The organism is Kitasatospora sp. CM 4170, assembly GCF_032110285.1.
GTDB lineage: Bacteria > Actinomycetota > Actinomycetes > Streptomycetales > Streptomycetaceae > Kitasatospora > Kitasatospora aburaviensis.
On sequence record NZ_CP134877.1, the window covers coordinates 8753079 to 8773273 of the forward strand.

Annotated in this window: 19 protein-coding genes; 16 read left to right on the forward strand and 3 right to left on the reverse strand. The window is 74.9% G+C overall.

Annotated elements, in window-relative coordinates:
- Positions 1-14 precede the first annotated feature (14 nt).
- From RMN57_RS36645 to RMN57_RS36675, 7 genes are all read left to right on the forward strand, one after another.
- A complete protein-coding gene (locus RMN57_RS36645) occupies positions 15-1589 on the forward strand; it encodes an FAD-dependent monooxygenase (RefSeq protein ID WP_313767619.1) in 1575 nt (524 codons plus the stop codon).
- A gap of 267 nt (positions 1590-1856) precedes the next feature.
- Positions 1857-2360 (forward strand): hypothetical protein, encoded by a 504-nt coding sequence (locus RMN57_RS36650; RefSeq protein WP_313767620.1) that lies wholly within the window; start codon positions 1857-1859, stop codon positions 2358-2360.
- A gap of 283 nt (positions 2361-2643) precedes the next feature.
- Positions 2644-2784 (forward strand): hypothetical protein, encoded by a 141-nt coding sequence (locus RMN57_RS36655; protein WP_313767621.1) that lies wholly within the window; start codon positions 2644-2646, stop codon positions 2782-2784.
- A 110-nt stretch (positions 2785-2894) separates the two neighbouring features.
- Positions 2895-3035: a hypothetical protein gene (locus RMN57_RS36660; RefSeq protein WP_313767622.1), complete on the forward strand. Its 141-nt coding sequence runs from the start codon at positions 2895-2897 to the stop codon at positions 3033-3035.
- A gap of 190 nt (positions 3036-3225) precedes the next feature.
- Positions 3226-5988 carry a class III lanthionine synthetase LanKC gene (lanKC, locus tag RMN57_RS36665; protein ID WP_313767623.1) on the forward strand — a complete coding sequence of 921 codons (2763 nt, stop codon included), beginning with the start codon at positions 3226-3228 and terminating at the stop codon, positions 5986-5988.
- Positions 5981-6565 (forward strand): flavoprotein, encoded by a 585-nt coding sequence (locus RMN57_RS36670; protein WP_313767624.1) that lies wholly within the window; start codon positions 5981-5983, stop codon positions 6563-6565. Before lanKC ends, RMN57_RS36670 begins: the two co-directional genes overlap by 8 nt.
- Entirely contained in the window at positions 6555-7886 is a 1332-nt protein-coding gene (locus tag RMN57_RS36675) for an MFS transporter (protein WP_313767625.1), read from the forward strand. Before RMN57_RS36670 ends, RMN57_RS36675 begins: the two co-directional genes overlap by 11 nt.
- A gap of 127 nt (positions 7887-8013) precedes the next feature.
- Here RMN57_RS36675 and RMN57_RS36680 read toward each other — a convergent pair whose 3' ends face one another.
- Positions 8014-9138, reverse strand: a complete 1125-nt coding sequence (locus tag RMN57_RS36680; protein ID WP_313767626.1) for a helix-turn-helix domain-containing protein — start codon at positions 9136-9138, stop codon at positions 8014-8016.
- A gap of 119 nt (positions 9139-9257) precedes the next feature.
- On the opposite strand from RMN57_RS36680, the gene RMN57_RS36685 reads away from it, so the two are divergent.
- The 5 genes from RMN57_RS36685 to RMN57_RS36705 all read left to right on the forward strand — a co-directional run bounded on the left by RMN57_RS36685 (position 9258) and on the right by RMN57_RS36705 (position 14176).
- Complete coding sequence (locus RMN57_RS36685) at positions 9258-10151, forward strand: alpha/beta hydrolase (protein ID WP_313767627.1); 894 nt, start codon at positions 9258-9260, stop codon at positions 10149-10151.
- Positions 10152-10394: 243 nt separating this feature from the next.
- Complete coding sequence (locus tag RMN57_RS36690) at positions 10395-10868, forward strand: carboxymuconolactone decarboxylase family protein (protein ID WP_313767628.1); 474 nt, start codon at positions 10395-10397, stop codon at positions 10866-10868.
- A gap of 176 nt (positions 10869-11044) precedes the next feature.
- A complete protein-coding gene (locus RMN57_RS36695) occupies positions 11045-11968 on the forward strand; it encodes an RNA polymerase sigma-70 factor (protein ID WP_313767629.1) in 924 nt (307 codons plus the stop codon).
- A 182-nt stretch (positions 11969-12150) separates the two neighbouring features.
- On the forward strand, positions 12151-13449 hold the full coding sequence (locus tag RMN57_RS36700; protein WP_313767630.1) for a pyroglutamyl peptidase: 1299 nt from the start codon (positions 12151-12153) through the stop codon (positions 13447-13449).
- 298 nt (positions 13450-13747) lie between these two features.
- Complete coding sequence (locus RMN57_RS36705) at positions 13748-14176, forward strand: hypothetical protein (protein WP_313767631.1); 429 nt, start codon at positions 13748-13750, stop codon at positions 14174-14176.
- Between the two features lie 95 nt (positions 14177-14271).
- On the opposite strand, the gene RMN57_RS36710 is transcribed toward RMN57_RS36705, so the two are convergent.
- Positions 14272-15033 (reverse strand): hypothetical protein, encoded by a 762-nt coding sequence (locus tag RMN57_RS36710; RefSeq protein WP_313767632.1) that lies wholly within the window; start codon positions 15031-15033, stop codon positions 14272-14274.
- Between the two features lie 147 nt (positions 15034-15180).
- Complete coding sequence (locus RMN57_RS36715) at positions 15181-15942, reverse strand: methyltransferase domain-containing protein (protein WP_313767633.1); 762 nt, start codon at positions 15940-15942, stop codon at positions 15181-15183.
- A gap of 178 nt (positions 15943-16120) precedes the next feature.
- Here RMN57_RS36715 and RMN57_RS36720 point away from each other — a divergent pair, with 178 nt between their 5' ends.
- From RMN57_RS36720 to RMN57_RS36735, 4 genes are all read left to right on the forward strand, one after another.
- Positions 16121-16510 carry a hypothetical protein gene (locus RMN57_RS36720; RefSeq protein ID WP_313767634.1) on the forward strand — a complete coding sequence of 130 codons (390 nt, stop codon included), beginning with the start codon at positions 16121-16123 and terminating at the stop codon, positions 16508-16510.
- Between the two features lie 482 nt (positions 16511-16992).
- Positions 16993-17724 carry a two-component system response regulator CseB gene (cseB, locus tag RMN57_RS36725; RefSeq protein WP_313767635.1) on the forward strand — a complete coding sequence of 244 codons (732 nt, stop codon included), beginning with the start codon at positions 16993-16995 and terminating at the stop codon, positions 17722-17724.
- Positions 17725-17783: 59 nt separating this feature from the next.
- Positions 17784-19109: a HAMP domain-containing sensor histidine kinase gene (locus RMN57_RS36730; protein WP_313767636.1), complete on the forward strand. Its 1326-nt coding sequence runs from the start codon at positions 17784-17786 to the stop codon at positions 19107-19109.
- Positions 19110-19359: 250 nt separating this feature from the next.
- Positions 19360-20142, forward strand: coding sequence for an ABC transporter ATP-binding protein (locus tag RMN57_RS36735; RefSeq protein WP_313767637.1), 783 nt, complete (start codon positions 19360-19362; stop codon positions 20140-20142).
- Positions 20143-20195 lie beyond the last annotated feature (53 nt).

Here is a 20195-nt window from a genome sequence, read left to right on the forward strand (position 1 = left end):
AGGGGCGGGGAGCCATGACGAACACGACCAACACGGCGAAGGCGGAGAAGACGATGACCGGGGTGGACGAGACGGGTGTGGTGATCGTGGGCGCGGGGCCGACCGGGCTGACCCTGGCGTGCGCACTGGCCCGGCAGGGCGTCGCGGTCCGGATCATCGAGCGGGCGGCCGAGTTCCACACCGGCTCGCGCGGCAAGACCCTCAACCTGCGCAGCCTGGAGATCCTCGCGGACCTCGGCCTGGGGGAGCGCCTGGCGGCCGTGGGCCGCACCCACCTGCCGTTCCGCAAGTACTTCGACGGCGAGTTCGTCAACGACACCGAGCCGTTCGCCGGCGCCCGCCCCACCGCCACCGTCCCCTACGCGGCGAGCCTGTGGCTGCCGCAGACCCGGGTGGAGCGGCTGCTGCGCGAGCAGCTCGCCGAGTACGGCGTGAAGGTCGAACTCGCCACCGAGCTGGTGGAGTTCCGGCAGGACGGCGGGGGAGTGGAGGTGCACCTCGTGGACGGCGGGCGGATCGCCGCCGAGTACCTGGTCGCCTGCGACGGAGGCCGCTCCACGGTGCGCAAGCTGCTCGGTATCCCCTTCGTCGGCGACGGCGACCCGGAGCCGATGATGGTCTGCGGGGACGTCGAGGTCGAGGGGCTCGAACCCGACGCCTGGCACCAGTGGTTCGGCCCGCAGGGCGCCTTCATGCTCTGCCCGCTCCCCGGCACCCGCCGCTGGCAGCTGCAGGCCAGCCTGGAGACGGACGCCGAGGGCCGGGCGGTCGCCCCGTCGCTGGAGAGCTTCCAGCGCCTGGCCGTCCTGCACACCGGCCGAGAGGACCTCAGGCTCACCAACGCCACCTGGCTCTCCACCTGGCGGGTCAACGTCCGGATGGCCGAGCGCTACCGCGAGGGGCGCGTCTTCCTGGCCGGCGACTGCGCGCACGTGCACCCCACGGCCGGCGGGCTCGGCATGAACACCGGCATCCAGGACGCGTGGAACCTCGCCTGGAAGCTCGGGTACGTGGTGCGCGGCCTGGCCGCACCGGCCCTGCTGGACACCTACCAGGAGGAGCGGCTGCCGATCGCCGCCTGGACGCTCGACGTCACCTCCGCCGGGATGGCCGCCGTCGTCGAAGGTATCGGCACCCCCGGCGTCGGCGTCGAGGCGGGCCGGGTGGGCGACACCACCGGCCTCTCGCTCGGCTACCGCTGGAGCCGCCTCGCCGGCGGGGGCGTCGCGGCGGACGGTCCCGACGGCGGCGGCGTCGCGACCGAGGGCGCCGACGGCCTGCTCCTGGCCGGGGACCGGGCGCCCGACTCGCCCTGCCCCGGCTCCGCGGGCGAGCCGGCCCGGCTGTTCGAGTACTTCGCCGGCGACCATTTCACGCTCCTCGGCTTCGGCCCGGGCGCCCGGCCCTCGCTCGCCGCGCTGCCCGCCCACGTGCGCCCGGTGGCGGTCGACGACCCCGACGGGGCGATCCGCGCGGCGTACGGCATCACGGGCGACGCCCTCGTCCTCGTCCGGCCCGACAACCACATCGCCCTGATCGCGCTGGCCGGCGCCCGCGAGGACGTCCTCGCGTACCTGGCGGCCCTGTAGCGGCGAGGCCTGAAGCGCCACCACGGGCACACTGCGCCGTCTGTCACGTGATGTGGCAGGCGGCGCAGCCGTCATGTCGTGTCGTCATGTCGTGTCGTGATGTGGTGCCGTCATGTGGTGCGGTGACGTGCCGGGGCGCGACGGGCTGTGCCGGGGCATGCCAGAATCCCTGTCGCACCACCGGACCGTGGCGACCCGGAGGGCGTGGGCGTGGAGGTGCCCAGGAGGGTGCCGGCCCGCCCGCGATCACGAGGGAACGAGGACGACATGGTGCCGATCGTGAGTCGGGCCGCGGCCTGTGCGCAGCTGCTGCGGCACTTCACCGAGACCTTGCGGACCTGGCCGGCCGGCACCGCGCTGGCGCTCCGGCACCCCGACCTCCCGAAGGCCGTTCTGCACGGCGGCGTCACCATGGGCCTCGCATTGGACTTCGACGAGGAAGGGCCCGACGACGCCTCGGCGGTCTTCACCATCCGGTACTGGGTGATCGGAGCCACCCCCGAGAACTCCGACCGGTACTTCGACCTCCTGGTGGCGGCGTGGCAGGCCGACGGGCGGCCGACGCGGGTCGAGCAGGCGCACCCGCGCGCCGGCTACGCGGAGACCACGGACGGGTACCGGCTCTCGGCCAGCCGGAGCCTGAACGGGTACCTGAGCGTGGCCGGATCGACCCCGCCCTTCCGGTTGCGCGGCCCGCACGGTCCGCACAGCCCGAACGGGTCGGGCGGAACGGGTGGGAGCGGCCTCCTGCCGCCCCGCATCGAACTCTGATCAGGGCGTCGCCCTGCGAAGGTTCTGACCGGTCGTCGAGCCGACCTGAACGCTCAACTTCGCGACAGACGTGGGGGATTCGTCGTCGTCCGGCCCGGGCGGGTGCCCGTTCGGCCGTGGCCGGCGCGCGGCGGGCCAGTCCCGGGCCTGTCCCGGGCCTGTCCCGGGCCGGGTTCGGGACCGAGCCGGGGCCGGTGCCTCAACCGGCCGGGACGGTGGGCGGGCCACAGTGAGGCAGGGCCAGGTAGCCCCCTCAGGGACCTCGGTCCGCACCGTCTCGGTTGTGAAGGAGGTGAATTCCCAGATGCAGAACGTGCTCTCCCTGATCATCCTCGCGCTCGACGAGGACGACACCGAGCGGAGTCTGTTCGGACCCCTCGGCCAGTCGTGCAGCCTGTCGAGCGGCATCAGCAACGCCTGCTGACGGCCGCGCGCCCCCGGCCCGCCCGGCGGGAGTCGGCCCGGACTCCTGTCGGGCGCGGCCGAGGGGCGCACGGTCGCCTCCTCGGGGCCACGGCCCTGACCCGCGCAGTCGTGGAGGAGGTGAACTCCCGGATGCAGAACGTGCTCTCCCTGATCATCCTCGCGCTCGACGAGGACGAGGTCGAGCGGGGTCTGTTCGGACCCGCCGCCTATGTCTGCAGCCTCTCCAGCGGCATCAGCAACGCCTGCTGACCGTTGGCCCGTCCCCGGTCGGCCGTACGGCAGGCCGGGGGCATCCCCTGAACTCCCCGCAACTCACCGGGACTTCCACGCCCCTCCGGACTCCCCGGACTCCCCGGACTCCCCGGACCGTCCTGGCGTCCCCTCCCGGAAGCACCCCGACACCCCACCGCTCCTGATGAACCGTCAGTGAGGAGCCATCATGCGCAGATTCGACGAATACCAGGCCTTCGCCGTCGCTGACCCCCTGTTCTTCGACACCCTGGGCCGGGCCCCCTTCGACCCCGACCTCCAACGGGAGATGTCCGAACTCGTCGGCGCCGACGGCGAGGTGACCGAATCCGGGGTGTGGGCCGGCTGTCGGGCCGTGGCCGCGCCACCGCTGCCCGAGCACGGCTGGAAGATCCACGTTTCGGCCGTTCCCGAGGACGCGGCGGTGGCGCTGCGCGCCGTGGCGGCCGAGTTCCACCGAACTCCCTTCCATTTCAAGTGCCTCCGCTCCACCCGGCTGGTCCGCCTGGGCGCGGCGCGGTGGTGGCCGCCGGGCCAGATCGGCAAGGTCGTCGTCATCTACACGCACTCCGCCGAGCAGTGCCGCGAGCTGCTGGCCCGCCTCGCCGGGCCGCTCGCGGACGTCCGGGGGCCGTACGTGCTGACCGACCGCCGCTACGGCAAGTCCGGCTGCCTCTACTACCGGTACGGCGAGTTCATCTCCTCGGGCACGGTGGGCGCCGACGGGACGGCCCGCTCCGTCCTGCACGGTCCGGACGGCCGCCGGTGGACCGACGACCGCGATCCGGTCTACCGGCGCCCGCCGTGGGTGCCGGAGCTGTGCGACGAGGAGCAGGCGGATGGCTCCGGCTCGCACGTGCTGCACGGGTACCAGGTCGTCCGGGCGCTGCACTACGGCGGCGCGGGCGGCGTCTACCTCGCGCGGCGCGTCTCGGACGGCCGGGAGGTCGTCCTGAAGGAGGCCCGCCCGCACACCGCGCACGCCGAGGACGGCTCCGACGCCCAGCAGCGGCTGCGGCGCGAGTTCGAGGCCCTGCAACTGCTCAGCGGCACCGGAGTCGCTCCGGAGCCGCTGGAGCTGTTCGAGGAGTGGGAACACCTCTTCCTCGCCGAGGAGTTCGTCGACGGGATGGCGCTCGTCACCTTCATCGGCAGGAGCAACCCGATCGCCGGCAACGCGGTGACCGAGCAGGGGGTCGCCGAGTACGCGAAGGTCGTCGACACGGTGGTGGACGGCCTGCGCGAGGCCTTGGCCGCCTGTCACGCGCGAGACCTCGTCCACGGTGACGTCTCGCTCACCAACGTCGTGGTCGATCCGGAGACCCTGCGGGTGCGGCTGATCGACTTCGAGTCGGTGCGGTCGCTGAGCGCCCGCCAGGACCAGTACCCGGGGACGCCCGGCTTCGCGCCCGCGATGCCCGCACAGCCCACGACAGCCGACGGCCGGACCAGCGGCGACAGCGCCGTCGCCGACCGGGCCACCGACGGTCGCGCCTTCGACGAGTACGCCCTGGCGGCGGTCGAACTGGCGATGCTGCTGCCGCGCAACACCCTGCTCGCGCTCGACCCCCCGGCCCTGGCCCGCTCCACGCGCCACGTCGCCGCCCTGCTGCGCCGGCCGGTCGACGGACTGCTGCACGCGCTCGGCCTGCCCCTCGACGAGGCCCCCGAGCAGCGCCTCGACCTGCCCGACGCCGTGGCACGGGCGGTCGGCTTCATGGAGGCGGTCATGACGCCGGAGCGCGAGGACCGGCCCTTCCCGGCCGATCCGGCCGTCTTCCGCACCAACCCGTGGTCGGTCGCCCACGGCGCGGCGGGCGTGCTGCGGGCCGTGCACGGCATCACCGGACGCTTCCCGGAGCCGATCCGGGACTGGATGGTCCGCGCCGAGCCGCGACTGGACCGCCTCCCGCCCGGACTCTGCTACGGGCTGGCCGGCGTCGCCTGGACGCTCTGCGACGCCGGCGAACCCGACTGGGGCGCCGCGGTGTTGGACCGCGCGCTGCGCACCGCGAGCGGGACCGCGGGCGGGAGCGGGACAGCCACCGCGAGCGGGACGACGAGGGCGACCGCGGCCGCCGACGCGCTGCCCGCCGACCTGGCCACCGGCTCGGCCGGGCTCGGCCTGGCCTGCCTCGCCCTCTGGCGCGGGATCGGCGAGACCCGCCACCTCCACGAGGCCGCCAGGATCGCCGACGGACTGGTCGAGGCCGCAGAGGACGCCGGCCAGGGCCTGTACTGGTCGGACGGCACCGGCCGGCCACCGCAGATCGGCTACGCCCACGGCTCCTCCGGCATCGCCCTGTTCCTGCTGTACCTGCACTGCGCCACCGGCGACGACCGGTACCTGCGCGTCGGCCGGCGGGCCCTGGCCCACGACCTCGCCCAGGGCGTGGTCCAGGGCGACGGCATGCTCTCGATCCCCGGCCGGGTCGGCAGCGCGGTCTACTCCCCGTACTGGCTGCGCGGTTCGGCGGGCGTCGGCACCGCCCTGGCCCGCTACTGCGCCCTGCTGCCGGACGAGGAGCCGCTGCACCGGGCGCTCGACGGGATCCTGCGCCGCGGCGTGGGCGGAGTGACCATCACCACCGGCCTGTACCGCGGCATGGCCGGCCCGACCAACCTCGCCCTCGACTGCGTCCGGCTGCTCGACCGGCCCGACCTGCGCGAGCCGGCCGAACGCAGTGCCCGGGCGATCCTCTCCCTGGCCGGCCGGCGGCCCGAGGGCCTGGCCTTCCCGGGTGAGAGCCTGCTGCGCTACAGCACCGACTTCGCCACCGGCAGCGCGGGCATCGCGCTGGTCCTCGACCGGCTGCACCGGGGCTCGGCGGACTTCAACTACACCCTCGACGAGCTCCTGCCGGCCACGGGCGCCGGGCCGGTCCCGGCCGGCGCCGCCGCGGCAGCCGGAACCCCCGGAACCCCCGGAACCGTCGGAGGCCGGGATGCGTGACGACGCGTTGACCGTCATCGTCTGCGGGGCGAGCGCCGCGCTCGACCTGCCCGGCTACCTGGTCCGCCTGCGACAGCGCGTGCAGGCACCACTGCGGGTGCTGCTCACCCACAGCGCCGAACGGTTCCTGCGGGCCGAGGCGCTCGCCTGGCACGCCGACGAGGCCTACGGTCCGGGCGACCCGCTCAACCCCACCGAGCTCGCCCGCCGCTCACGGGGCCTCGCCGTCCTGCCCGCCACCGCGAACCTGCTGGCCTGCGCCGCCCTCGGGCTGGCCGGAACCCCGGCCCAGACCGCCCTGCTGGCCCACCCTCGGCCGGCGTTGCTCTTCCCGAGCATGAACGCCGTCATGTGGGAGAAGCCGACCACCCGGCGGCACGTCGCCGCCCTGCGTGCCGAGGGGCACGTCGTCGTCGATCCGCAGCCCGGCGAGGTGTACGAGCTGTGGCGCGGGCAGGTGGTCGACGGCCGGGGGCTGGTGACACCGGAACGGGCGGCCCAGGTGGTGGCCTCCTGGTGGCAGACGCTCGGGGCCCCGGGGGCGGCGCCGGCCGAGGAGCCTTCCGATGGCCATTGACCTCACCAAACGGGACGCGGCGGCGGCCCCGACCGGCGAACGGGGCGGCCGCCGGCGCAGCCGTGTCGGGCCGCTGCGGCACCGGGACTTCCGACGGCTCTGGCTCGGCGCGGGCCTGTCCGGCCTCGGGTCGCAACTCACCGCGCTGGCCATGCCGTTGTGGATCCTGGACCGGACCGGCTCGCCGGCCCTGGCCGGCCTGGTCGCCACCATGCGGCTGGTCGCGCTGTTCGCCGCCCAGCTGCCGGCCGGCGCCCTGGCGGACCGCCGCCGGCGCCGGACGATCCTGATCGCCGCCGACGCGGGCCGGGCGGCCGCGGTCGCCGCGCTGGGACTGCTGGTGCTCAGCGGTCAGGACGCCGGCCGCGGTCCGGTCCTGCTCGCCGGTGCGCTCGCCACGGTGGAGGGCCTGCTGACCTCGGTCGCCATGCCCGCGGGCATGGCCGCCCTGCCGCGGCTGGTGCCCCGCCGGGAGCTGGACGCGGCCGTCGCCTTCGGCCAGGGCCAGGCGTACGCGGTGCAGTTCCTCGGACCGCTGCTCGGCGCGGCCCTATACCGCCTCCAGCCGGCGGTCCCGTTCCTGCTCGACGGGCTGTCCTACGTCGTGTCGCTGGGGCTGGTGCTGACCGTCCGCCGCTCGCTCGGCGGTGGCGACAGCGACGGTGGCAGCCGCGGCGAGAGCAATGGTGACAGCCGTGGTGACAGCGGCAGCGGCGGTGGGCTTCGGGCCGCCGTCGCGGACGGCCTGCGGTACGTCGTCGGCTCCCGCTACCTGCGGGCGCTCCTGGCCTGGTCGGCCCTGGTGAACTTCGCCACCGCCGGCATCGCCTTCGTCCTGGTCGTCGTCGCCGGCCGGGACCGCCCGCAGTCGCTCGGCGTCGCCCTGGCCGTGACCGCCGTGGCCGGGGTGGTCGGCGCGCTGCTCGCGCCCCGGTTCCCCCGGGTGTCGGACGCCCGGCTGCTGCGGGTGGTCACCGCGATGATCGTCGCCGCCGCGGCCGGCGCGGCCCTGCGGCCGTCACCGGTCGTGATGACCCTGTGCACAGCGGCGATCGCCCTGGTCAGCCCGGCCGTGGTGGTCCGCACCAACACCCGTGTCCTCGCGCTGGTCCCGGATGCGCTGATGGGCCGGGTGCAGGGCTCGCTGTTCCTGGTCGGTGGCTGCCTCTACCCGTTCGCCACCGTGGTCACCGGCTGGCTCGACGAGCGCTTCTCGGCCGGCGGCGCGATGGCGGCACACACCGTCGTCCTCGCCGTCGTCCTCGCGCTGACCTTCCTGCCCGGACTGCGCCGGCCACCGCCCCCGGACGCCGGCCGGTGAGCGGGACGCGCGAACGCCCCGGGACCGCCCGCGCCCCGCGGAGGGTCGTCACCCGACCGCCGATGACAGCCGTCACCCGGCGTCCCGTGGGCGTCCGCGTGGGCGAGCGCCGCCGGCTGCGGGGGCGTCAGTCGCCCAGGAGACGCCAGGTGGTGAGGGCGAGGGTGGCACGGGTCAGCCCGGTGGGCTGGGCGAGGTCGAAGCCGAGGGCGGCACCGATGTGCTGGAGTCGGCGGGCGACGCTGCTGTGGTGGAGGTGGAGGAGGTCGGCGGCGCGGCGCAGCGAGCCGGCGGCGCAGTAGGCGTCCAGGGTGTCGAGGTCCTCCGGGCTCCGGGCGAGGCGGGCGATCGCCGCGACATCGGTGTTCTCCCGCGCGGCCTCCCGGGGGATTCCGGCGAGCAGGGCGAGGGCGCCGAGGTCGTCGTGGTGGACGACCGGCTCGCGCGGGGTGGTGAAGCGCAGCGCCGCGCGGGCCTGCTGCCAGGACCGGTGCGGGCCGGCGGCGGCGCCGAGGCCCGCCCGTACGCCGGCCGGGAACGCCGCAGGGTCGATGGTGGTGGCCAGGATGACGCCGACGTCGGCGAGTGCGGCCGCCTTCACCGGGCGGGCCGGGCAGATCAGGGCGCCGAGCCTGTCCAGCGGGAGCTGTGACCGGACGGCGGCGACACGGACGGGTTGGTCGGCGGGGAAGCCGAGCAGGCGCAGCGCCCGGGCTCTGGACGCGTCGTCGCTGTCGGCGCTGACGGCCAGTTCGACGAGGGCGGGGTCGGCCATCGTGGTGCGGGCCGGGCCGTACCGCTCGACGACGGCCGCGGCGGCGAGGGCGAGCCGGTCGAGCAGCATCTCGTCGAGCGGACCGGGCGGGCCGGGGCGTTCCAGCCACACGGTGCCGATCTCCTCCTCGTCGAGTGTGATCGGCGCGGCGCTGGACGCGGATTCCGTGCCGGCCGCGACGGCGGGAGCCGTGGGCGTCGGCAGGGCTGTGGGCGTCGGCAGAGCAGCAGGCGTCGGCATGGCCGCGGGCAGCGGCAGAGCCGCGGGCGCCGGCTGTCCGTCGGGTGAGAAGCGGATGACCTGTCCCGTGCCGTGCAGCCGGATCCCGGCCACGCACGCGGCCAGGCCCGCCGAGGCACGGGCGAGCGCGGGCAGGTCCACGCGACGGCGCATCAGCGTGTCGTAGAACGCGACGACGCGGATCGACCCCTGCACGTGTGAGTCGAGGTGGGACAGCCGTTCGGCCAGGGCCTCCATGCCGCCAAGCATAGGCAGGGACGGATACCTCGGCGGACCCGCCGATCGGCGCGCGATCGGGGCGATCACGCGACGGACGGCGGGTGATCGGGGCGGGCGCGGCGGCCAGGATGGTCGGCATGAATCCAGAACTGGAACCGTTCGTCCCGCTGGTCCCCGTGATCGACCTGGCCGACCCGCTCGCCGACCGCAAGTACTACGCCGAACGCGCCGCCATGGTGCCGGCGCCGGACACCACCGGCATGGAGGTCGAGGACCGCACCGTGCCCGCCGACCCGCCCGTGCCGGTGCGGATCTACCGCCCCCACGGGGCACAGGGAGCGGTCGTCTGGATGCACGGCGGCTCCTGGGCCATGGGCGACCTGGACACCGAACACCCGTGGGCCGCAAGGCTTGCGGCAGCCACCGGGGTGGTGGTGATCTCGGTCGGCTACCGGCTGGCCCCCGAGCACCCGTTCCCGGCCGCCTTCGACGACGTGTACGCCGTGCTGGCCTGGACTGCCGAGCACGCGCCCGAGCTCGGGATCGACCCGGAGCGGATCGCGGTCGGCGGCCACAGCGCCGGCGCGACGCTCGCGGCGGGGGTGGCCCTGCGGGCCCGGGACGAGCAGGGGCCGCGGATCCGGTTCCAGCTGCTCAACCAGCCCGGGCTCGACGACCGGTGGGAGTCCTGGGCGACGGGGCTCGCCGAGACGCTCGGCGGGGGCCACGAGCACATGGCGTCGGCGTGGCGGCACTACGTGGGCTCCGCGCCCGCCACCCCGTACGCCGCCCCGGCGCGCGCCGCAGACCTGTCCGGGCTGCCGCCCGCCTACATCGCCACCGCGGAGTTCTGCCCGTACCGCGACGTCGACATCACGTACGCGCTGCGCCTGCTGCGGGCGGGCGTCCCGGTCGAGCTGCACCAGTGGGCCGGGACCTTCCACGGCTCGCAGGCGATCCTCTCCGCCGAGGTGTCGCAGCGTCAGATCGCCGAACTCGGAGCCGCCCTGCGCCGCGCACTGGAGGAGTAGCGGCCCGACCCCGGGGGGGTCCGGCCCCGCTTGTCCGGGGCCGGATCCGCGCCGGTTCGCATCGGCTCGCGCCGGTGCGAACCGGTTCCGCCGGACGCGGCGTCCGGGCGGCCCGCGGCGCGGAACCGTCGGGCGGCCGCGCAACCGAGCTGTGCCGCAGGTCACATGGCGCGATGTCACAGGGCGCCGGGCCGTTCCGTCTCAAGGAGTGCAAGCCGCTGACGACGACAGAGGAGCCACACCATGGACGCCCGCCTGGACTTCTTCACCGACCCGACCGCCGGCAAGGCCCTCAAGCTCTTCATGACGGTCGGCAAGGCGCTCAAGGACTCGTCGGTGCCGGCCGCCACGCAGGAGTTGGTGGCGCTGCGGGTCAGCCAGATCAACGGCTGCGCCGTCTGCATCGACATGCACACCAAGGAGGCCGCCGTGGCCGGCGAGAGCCTGGTGCGGCTGAACCTGGTCGCGGCGTGGCGGGAGGCCACGGTCTTCACCGAGGCGGAGCGCGCCGCGCTGCTGCTGGCGGAGGAGGGGACCAGGGTCGCGGACGCGGCCGGCGGGGTGTGCGACGAGGTGTGGGCGCGCGCCGCCGAGCACTACGACCAGGAGCAGCTCACCGCCCTGGTGGTGCTGGTCTCGTTCATGAACATGGTCAACCGACTGAACGTCATCACCCGGCAGCCGGCCGGTTCCTACGAGCCCGGAACGTTCCACTGAGGGGGGCCGGTGTCGGCGCCTCGGCCCGGAGCCCCGGTTGCGGGCTCCGGGCCGGCCGTCGGGCCGTCGGGCGCGGGGCGTTACCGTGACCTGCCGATGGTCCGGATGATCATCATCAAGCCGCCCGGGCCGTGCGTTCGGTCGGGTGGAAGAGCTTCAAGAAGAGGGGGTGCGACGTGGGCGAGGTCGAGGAGTTCGAGGAGCTGCGGCCGCTGTTGTTCTCGATCGCCTACCGGATCCTGGGCAGTGTGAGCGAGGCCGAGGACGCCGTCCAGGAGACCTGGCTGCGGTTCGAGGCCTCACCGACCAGGCCGGCTTCGGTGAAGGCGTTCCTGTCGGCGGTGGTCACCCGGATCTCGATCGACGTGCTGCGCTCGGCGCGCGTGCGCCGGGAGGCGTACGTCGGGCCGTGGTTCCCCGAGCCGTTGCTCGCCGACCCGTACGAGGACCCGGCGCGCTCGGCGGAGCTCGCCGACTCGGTGTCGATGGCGGCCCTGCTCCTGCTGGAGCGGCTCAGCCCGTTGGAACGGGCGGTCTTCGTGCTCCGCGAGGTGTTCGACTTCGGCTTCCCCGACGTCGCCTCGGCCGTCGGCCGCTCGGAGGCGGCCTGCCGCCAGCTCGCGGTACGCGCCCGCCGCCACATGGACGAGGGCCGGCCCCGTTTCGACGCCGACCGTGAGGAACGCGACGAACTCGCGTCCCGGTTCTTCGACGCTCTCCGGGAGGGCGACGTGGTCGGCCTGCGCGACCTGCTGGCCGCGGACGTCTCGCTGGTCGGCGACGGCGGCGGCAAGGCCCCGCAGCTGGCCAGGACCGTCTTCGGTGCCGACAACGTGGCCCGGCTGCTCGCGGCCGTATTCCCGCGGTTGGCCCGGATCGGCGCGGTGCTCCAGCCGTGCGAGATCAACGGCCAGCCGGGGGCGATCCTCCGCGACCGGGACGGCGGGGTCGTCAACGCCCTGGCGCTCGACGTCCTCGACGGGCAGGTGCAGGCCGTCCGCTCGGTGGTCAACCCCGACAAGCTCGGGCACGTAGGCCCGGTCGCGGACGTCTGGGCCGTCAGCCGTGAGGTGAAGGAGTCGCGCCGCTCCGGGCGCTGAGGGCACTCGCGGGGGAGGGTGGGGCGGCGGGCGGGCGCCTCGGTGCCCGCCCGGGCCTGTCGGCCCGTCGGCGGTCGGCTTGTCGGCGGTCGTCCTGTTGGCAGGTCGATCCGTCGGCTGGTCGGCCGCTCGTGTGCCGGACTTCTGGCGGCGAGTCGGTTGTCGATGTACCGTCACATCCCATGACCTTCGCCCGCCCCGCCAAGCTGGCCACCACCCTCGTCGGCGCCCTCGCCGCCCTGCTGCTCCCGGCCGCCGTCCCGGCCCAGGCGCAGCCCGCGTGCCCCGCGGCCACCACCGCTCCAGCCGCCACCCCCGGCGCATCCGCCGTGGCCGGCCTCGACGGGGAGCAGGCCCGGCTCCAGGACGCCCGGACGGCCGCCTTCACCGAACGGGCCGGTCTCGGGGACTTCGTCCGGCGCTTCCCGGCCGCGCTCTGCGCCACCCGGAGCTCCGCGGAGGCCGAGCGACTCGTCGACTCCTGGGGCGAGGCGCTCTGGTGGGCCGCGGTGGACCGGGCCCAGGGGCGCCGCCGTGGCGGCGACCTGCCGGCTCAGGACGACCGCCCGCTGTACTGGACCAGGCTCGCCATGACCGTCCGGCTCGGCCAGTGGAAGCCGGACTTCGCCGTCGACGCCGACCGGCTCCGGCAGCGCTTCGAGGACGCCTCGCGGGGCCTGCGGGACAACGGCTTCAGCGGAACCCCGGGCGTGCGAAGGGTGTTCGTCAGCGGTTTCGACCCGTTCGGCCTGGACGCCGAACTGCGCCGGGCCAACCCCTCCGGCTCCGCCGTCCTGCAGTTGAACGGCAAGCGGATCACCCTGGCCGACGGCACCCGGGCGGAGATCCGGGCGGTCGTCCTGCCGGTGCGCTACGGCGACTTCGACCGCGGCATCGTCGAGCGCGCCTTCGGCCCGCGCCTGGCGTCCGGGCCGCGCGCGGCGGACCAGATCACCACGATCAGCCAGGGCCACCCAGGGCTGTTCACGCTGGAGGCGTGGGCCGGCCGGGCCCGCTCCGCGGACCCCTACCCGGACAACGTCGGCGCGCTCGCCGGCGGCACCCGCGAGCACCCGGTGACTGGCCCGGGCCTGGGCCCCGGCGCCGAGTTCATCGCCACCACCCTGCCCGCCGAGGCGATGACCGCCGTCCAGCAGCCGTTCCCCGTCCAGCTGAACACCGCCGTCACCGAGATCCCGGCCGGCGGCGACCGACCGGTCGACCGCGAGGGCGGGCCGACCCCGGGCTCGCGCGCGGTGGCCGGGGGCGGTGGCGGGTACCTGTCCAACGAGGTGGCGTACCGCTCCAACCGGCTGCGCCTCGAAATCGCCCCGACCCTGCCGGGCGGCCACCTCCACACCCCGGTGCTGACCGGCCTCCCCGCTCAGCCCGACCAGCTCACCGGCCCCGACCTGGAGCGGAACGAGGCGGCCATCACCGGTGAGGTGCTCGACATTCTCCGCCACGCGACCGGCCGGTAGCCCTGGTTCCTCCTGCACGGCCCGGCCCGCGGTGCGGAAGCGGAACGGGGCCGAGGATGACCGAACTTCGGCTTCCTGCGGGCCGCTCGGTGTCCCCACCATGACAACGTGGCTCGGCATCGCCGCCCCCCACGGAGCCGGAGGCGCCTCGGCGTCGGCAGTCCGGCACCGACGCCTCGACGCCGCCGCACCGCTGCCGATGACCCGGCAGTGGTCGCGCGAGCCGCCGCTCCTCCGGCACCACGATGAGAGTCCTCCGCCCGGGGGACGCCCCTCGCGAGAGAGAAGAGGATCGCCCATGACTGGCAGGAAGCTCCGCTTCGGCATGGCCGCCCTGGGCCTGCTGGCCCTGCCGCTCGCCGCCGCCGCACCGGCTGCCGCGGCCCCGACCTACCGTGTCGACTGTCCTAGCAGCAAGTACTACTGGTGTGACCAGGTGTCCTCGGACGGCGTGATAGCGGATCTGATGATCCACAACGGCCCGGACACCGGGGGCCACGACGTGGCCTACATCGACTTCCTCACCTCGCACGGCGGCCAGAAGGTCTGGATCCTGACGTCGAACGGCAGTGGCGGTTGGACGTGGGAGGGCGTTGAGGCGACCCGCTACATCGGGTACGGCTTCTTCATGATCGACACTCAGGTCAGGTCCGATCGCGGCGTCCTGATCAAGCTCGCCGCCTACAACTACGAGACCGGCGCGTACATGTACACCAACGCCCACTGAACCGGCGCAGTGGCGGCCTCCGCTGCCGCGGTGGCCGCGGGACATGGCGTCCCGCGGCGCGGCGCGGAGGCCGCCTCCCGCTCGCGCGAAGGGGGCTACTGGGCCGCCGCCGGGTCGGTGATCTGGTCGGCGGGTGGGAGCGTGACGTTCACCGGGGCGTCGTAGTCGGAGAAGTCCACCGTGAGGCCGATGTCGTGCCCCTCGCTCTGGAACGACTCGATCCGCGCCGGACGCGCCGCTCCGTCCGTCGCGACGTAACCGAAGTAGGCCCCCTCCTCGGGCGTACTGGTGAAGACCGACACGACCTTCCGGCCGTTCACCGTCTTGGTGCCGTCGGAGTTGACCATCTTTGACCAGTCGCCGTCGCCGAACACCGGGACGGCCTTGAGGTCACACATCCCCGAGGTGACGGAGGCCACGGACTCGCTCTTCGCGAGGCGTATCCAGCGGTCTGCCCTGAACTCGGCGGTGGCCAGGCCGAAGTACTCGGCGAGTGCCTTGGAGCTCGGCTTCACCAGGGTCTGTCCGGACGCCCGCAGCAGCTCGGCCCGGCCGTCGCCGCCGAGCTCGACGAAGCCCGTGCAGCCGCCCGAGGCCTTCACGGACACCGTGAAGGTCGCCGTCGTGCGCCCCTTGTCCGCCACGGTTCCGGTGAGCTTCACGGAGGCGGCCTTGAGGAACTCGCCGTGGGCCCGATCGAGGATCACCGTGCCGGTCATCGACTCCAGGCGCTCGGTGCTGGGGCTCGTCGTGGGCTGGGCCGCTGCCTTCGTGTCGTCCCCGTCGCCACCGCAACCGGTGACCGAGCCGAGGGCGAGAACGGCGGCAGCGGCGACGACGGCCCGCTTGATGCGCATGATGGAGATCCTTGGGAGAGTGGGTGAACAGTCCGTGGTGGCCGCGACCTTACCATCCGTCAGTTCGATTACTGCCGATGGTGTCCGGCCTGGCGGTCCACCCCTGGCCGGGCGCGCACGAGGGTGCGTCGCGGGCCGTGACCGTGGTCAGGCCGGTACCCGGGCCGTGACGACGACGGCCGTCTCGGCGAAGAAGAACCGGCCTGCGGCGGCGGCCCCTCGGACGGCCGCGTGCCACTCCTCGATCTCCGCGGAGGAGACCGGGCCCGCGTCGCGGCGCGCGGCCTCGGTGAGCGCGTGCCGGATGCCGTCGATGCGGCGGGCGGCCTGGCCCGCCAGCTCGGTGGAGGTCGTCACCAACGGGGTCACCTGCTCGACCACCAGCGGTGACTCCGCGAGCAGGCCGGGGAGCTTGCGCCCGATCCGGCCGTCGGCGTGCTCCATCCACGGCTGCCGGTCGTCGGTGAAGGCGTGGCAGATCCGGCGGTCGAGCCCGCGGGGCGCTCCCGCGATCATCAGGGAGTCGAAGTCGACGTGGGCCAGTACGGCCCGCCCGCCCGGCCGGAGCACCCGCGCCACCTCCCGGAGCAGCGCGGCCGGGTCCGCCAGGCACTCCAGGACGTTGTAGGAGACGACCGCATCGGCGCAGTCGGTCGCCAGGGGGAGCGGCTCGGCCAGATCGGCCACCCGGAGGTCCGCACCACCGCGGTGGCCGGCCAGCAGCTCGCGGGCGGCGTCGACACCGGCGGGGGAGTGGTCGAGGCCGATCAGCCGGGCGCGCGGGAACCGCCGGGCGAAGGCCGCGAGCGTGGGGCCCCGCCCGCAGCCCAGGTCCGCCACACAGCCGTGCGCGGTCAGCTCCGCGCGGTCCACCAGGTGCTCGTGGATCGCCTCGTCCGCCTCGGACACGTGCTTCCTCCCCCGTGAATCAGCCGGGCCACAAGGTACCGGGGCGGCCCGCCCCGGCGCCGCTGGATTAAGGGGTGGGGCCGCCCGGCGGCTCCGGGCGCATCGCGGAGGGTGGGGTAGCGTCGGCGCAATGGAATTCGATGCGAGGGCCGGTGCGGGCACCGATGTGAGTACCGATGTGAGCACCGATGTGACGGCCTTTCCGCCGCGTCCGATCCGTGGCGTCCGCGGCCTGTACGCCCGCCAGACCGGGGGCTGCCCCTGTGACTTCGCGGACGTCACGGTGGACTTCGAGCCGTGGGAGGACGGCTTCGTCTTCGAGGTCGCCGGCGATGCCGTCGTGGCGGGGCACGTCTCGCAGGAGGAGCTGGCCGGGTTCCACGCCGCACTCGTCGCGGGCATGCGTGAGGAGCTGGCCGAGCAGGCGGCGGGACGCCCGGTGGCGGTGGCCGTCGTGCTGCGCCGGACCGGGATCCACGAGGTCGACTCCCGCGACGGCTCCTTCCGCACCGCCGGCCGCCGCGCCGTCCGCGCGGCCTTCGCCGACGCCTACGGCACCGGCCGCTGAGCCGGACCGGACGAGGACCGCCACCGCCACCTGTCACTTGTCACCTGTCACCCGTCACCGCCGCCGGCGGTACGCGGGGCGGGGTGCCGGGCGGCCCTCCGCGGTTTGTATCAGCCGGGTATCGGCGAAGGCTCTGTTGCCCATCGGCGCGCCGGGCGCCCGGGTGTCGGGAGGCCGCCGCCACAGCGGGTGTGCTGAGCGGTGCCACCCCGTCCGACCTGGGGGTTCTCCGGTGGCGAGAGCCGCGCCGGGCGGCCCCGGACGGCCGCGGCGGGGGCGCGGGCGTGTCCGGTCTCTGCCGTATCGTTCCCTTCGGGCGGTCCCGCTGCCCGCGCAGCCGGGACCGGCTGCCGTCCGGACCGGCCCCCGGTCCGGACCACCCTGGCCGTCCCGACCGCCCTGGCCGTCCGGACCGCCCTGGCCGCCCGGACCCGGCCCCCGTCCGGACCGTCCGGACCTGTTCGAACTGGAGTGAGCCGCCCGTGTCCTCGCCCGCCCCGGCCGGGGCCTCCCCGCGCCCCGTCCGCGTGCTGCTGGTGGAGGACGACGACCTGATGCGCCGCTCCTTCACCGTCGCCCTGGAGCGCTACGGCTACGAGGTGCGGGCCGCCGAGGACGGCCTCGCGGGTCTCGAACTGTTCCGGGACGAGGACTTCGACCTGCTGATCCTGGACGTGATGCTGCCCGCGCTGGACGGGATCGGGCTCTGCCGCAGGGTCCGGGAGACCAGCCTGGTGCCCATCCTGATGATGTCCGCACGCGGCGAAGGGCTCGACGTCGTGGCCGGCCTGGAGGCCGGGGCGGACGACTACGTGGTCAAGCCCGTGGACTCCTACGTGCTCGTGGCACGCATCCGCTCCCTGCTGCGGCGGGCGACCTACCCGCCCGTCCCGGCCGGCGGGCACCCGCCGGCCGGCGCGCCGACGGTCGACGTCCTCGTCTTCGGCGACCTCGCCGTCGACACCGCCGGCATGGAGGTGTCCGTCGCCGGCCGCCCGGTGGCCCTGACCCCGACCGAGCTCAAGCTGCTGCTGGAGTTCGCCGCCCACCCGGGCGTCGTGCTGGAGCGGCACACCCTGTTGCGCGACGTCTGGGAGTACGGCTGGGACGGTGACAGCCGGGTCGTCGACCTGTGCGTGCAGCGGCTGCGCCGGAAGCTGGGGCGGGAGCGGATCGAGACGGTCCGCGGCTTCGGCTACAAGCTGCGGCGCTGAGGCCGGTGCGTCCGTTCCGCCGGCCGCGGTCGGCCCGTCCGCCCCGCCGGCTGCGCCCCGTGCACACCTCCCTGCGCTGGAAGATCGCCGCGCTGGCCGCCGCCACGGCCTGCCTGGTCGCGGCGGCGGTCGGCGTGCTGGTGCACCTGTGGACCGCGAAGGACATCCGCGACCGGGCCGAGGCCCGGGCCTTCAACGCCGTCTACTCCGCCATGGACGTCTACCGGCGGACCGGGACGCTGGCGGACGGTGCCGAGCTCGACCCCGACGAGCTGCCCGCCGAACTGCGCCACCCGGCCGACGGTGACCGCCACACCGCCTACGACGGGCGCGTCGAGGGGAACCTGGGACCGAGCGTCTGGGCCGCCCAGCGGACCGGCGGCCCCGGCAGCCCGGTGCTGGCCGTCCGGGTCAACACGGGCCCGGACCGCTACGGGCTGCGCCGGCTCGACGTGACGATGACCGTCGCCTCGCTGGTCGCGCTCGCGGCGGCCGCGCCCCTGGCGGCGTACGGGGCCGGTCTGCTCGCCCGCCGGCTGCGGAGGGTCTCCGAGACCGCGGGCCGGATCTCCGCCGGTGATCTCGACGCCCGGACGGGGCCGACCAAGGGCCGCGACGAGGTGGCCGAGATCGCCGCCACCGTCGACCTCATGGCCGACAGCCTCGGCCGGCGGCTGCGCACCGAGCGCCGGTTCACCGCGGACGTGGCCCACGAGTTGCGCACGCCCGTCGGCGGCCTGCTCGCCGCCGTCGACCTGCTGCCGCCCGGCGAGACCGAGGACCTGCTCCGCGCCCGGGTGCGCGATCTGCGCGGGCTGGTCGAGGACCTGCTGGAGATCTCCCGCCTGGACGCGGGCGCCGAGCAGCCCGTCCGCGCCCGGGTGCCGCTCGGCGCCGTCGTCGCCGAGGCGGTGGCGCGTACCGGCCTCGCCACGGAGGTCGAGGTTGCCGGCACTCCGCGGGCAGCCGACGTCGAGCGGGAGGCCGGCCCGCACCGGGAGGCCGGCCCGCACCGGGAGTCGGACGCCGCGCCGGCGGCCGACACCTGGCCGGGCGGGGACGCCGGGACCGTGGAGACCGACCCGCGCCGCCTGGAGCGGATCGTCGGCAACCTCGTCGTCAACGCCCACCGGCACGGCCGGACCCCGGTGCAGGTCACCGTCGACGGCCGCACCGTCGTGGTGCGCGACCACGGCCCCGGCTTCCCGGCGGACCTGCTGCTGCACGGTCCGCGCCGGTTCCACACGGGCGCCGCCGAGCGCGGCTCGGGCCACGGTCTCGGCCTGACCATCGCCACCGGCCAGGCCCGGCTGCTCGGCGCCGAACTGCGCCTGGAGAACGCCCCGGACGGCGGCGCCGTCGCCACCCTGCGCCTGCCGGACTGACCGCCTGCCGGACCGACCGCGCGCCGGAGCCCCGCACCGCGACGGCACCCTCCCCCACGCACCTCCCCCACGCACCCACGCCCACGCACCCACGCCCACGCACCCACGCCCACGCACCCACGCCCAAGCATCCACCCCTACAGAACTGATACACACCGGCGCGGACGCCGATACCCGGCGGCGCAGGGCCCTGATACGTCCCCCGGACACCCTTCGAAGTGCACGTTCCCGCACCCGAAGAGGAGTCCCCGTGACCACCGCCCCCTTTGCCGCGTACGCGCCGCACACCACGCCCGGGATCGCGGCCGCCACCACCGACCTGACCAAGGTCTACGGCAGCGGCGACACCCGGGTGGTCGCCCTGGACGGGGTCAGCACCAGCTTCCGCGAGGGCGAGTTCACCGCGATCATGGGCCCCTCCGGCTGCGGCAAGTCGACGCTGATGCACTGCGCCGCCGGGCTCGACTCGCCGACCTCGGGCACCGTGCGCATCGGCACCACCGACCTGGGCACGCTGGACGACCGCCGGCTGACCCGGCTGCGCCGCGACCGGATCGGCTTCGTCTTCCAGGCGTTCAACCTGGTGCCGACGCTGACCGCGCTGGAGAACATCACCCTGCCGCTCTCCATCGCCGGCCGCCGCCCCGACCCGCAGTGGCTGGACCGGGTGGTCGCCATGGCCGGCCTCTCCCAGCGCCTGGACCACCGGCCCGCCCAGCTGTCGGGCGGGCAGCAGCAGCGCGTCGCGGTCGCCCGCGCCCTGGCCTCGCAGCCCGCGATCGTCTTCGGCGACGAGCCGACCGGCAACCTCGACTCCCGTGCCGGGGCCGAGATCCTCGGCTTCCTGCGCGACTCGGTGCGCGAGCTGGGCCGGACCGTGGTCATGGTCACCCACGACCCAGTCGCCGCCGGCTACGCCGACCGCGTCCTCTTCCTCTCCGACGGCCGCCTGGTCGACGAGATGTCACACCCCACCGCGGACCGGGTCCTCGACGTCATGAAGGCCTTCGACTCCCGCGCGCGCACCAGCTGACCCCGCGCCGCCCCGCCACCCGCCCTCCCGCCCCTGTCCGCCTCCCGCCACTC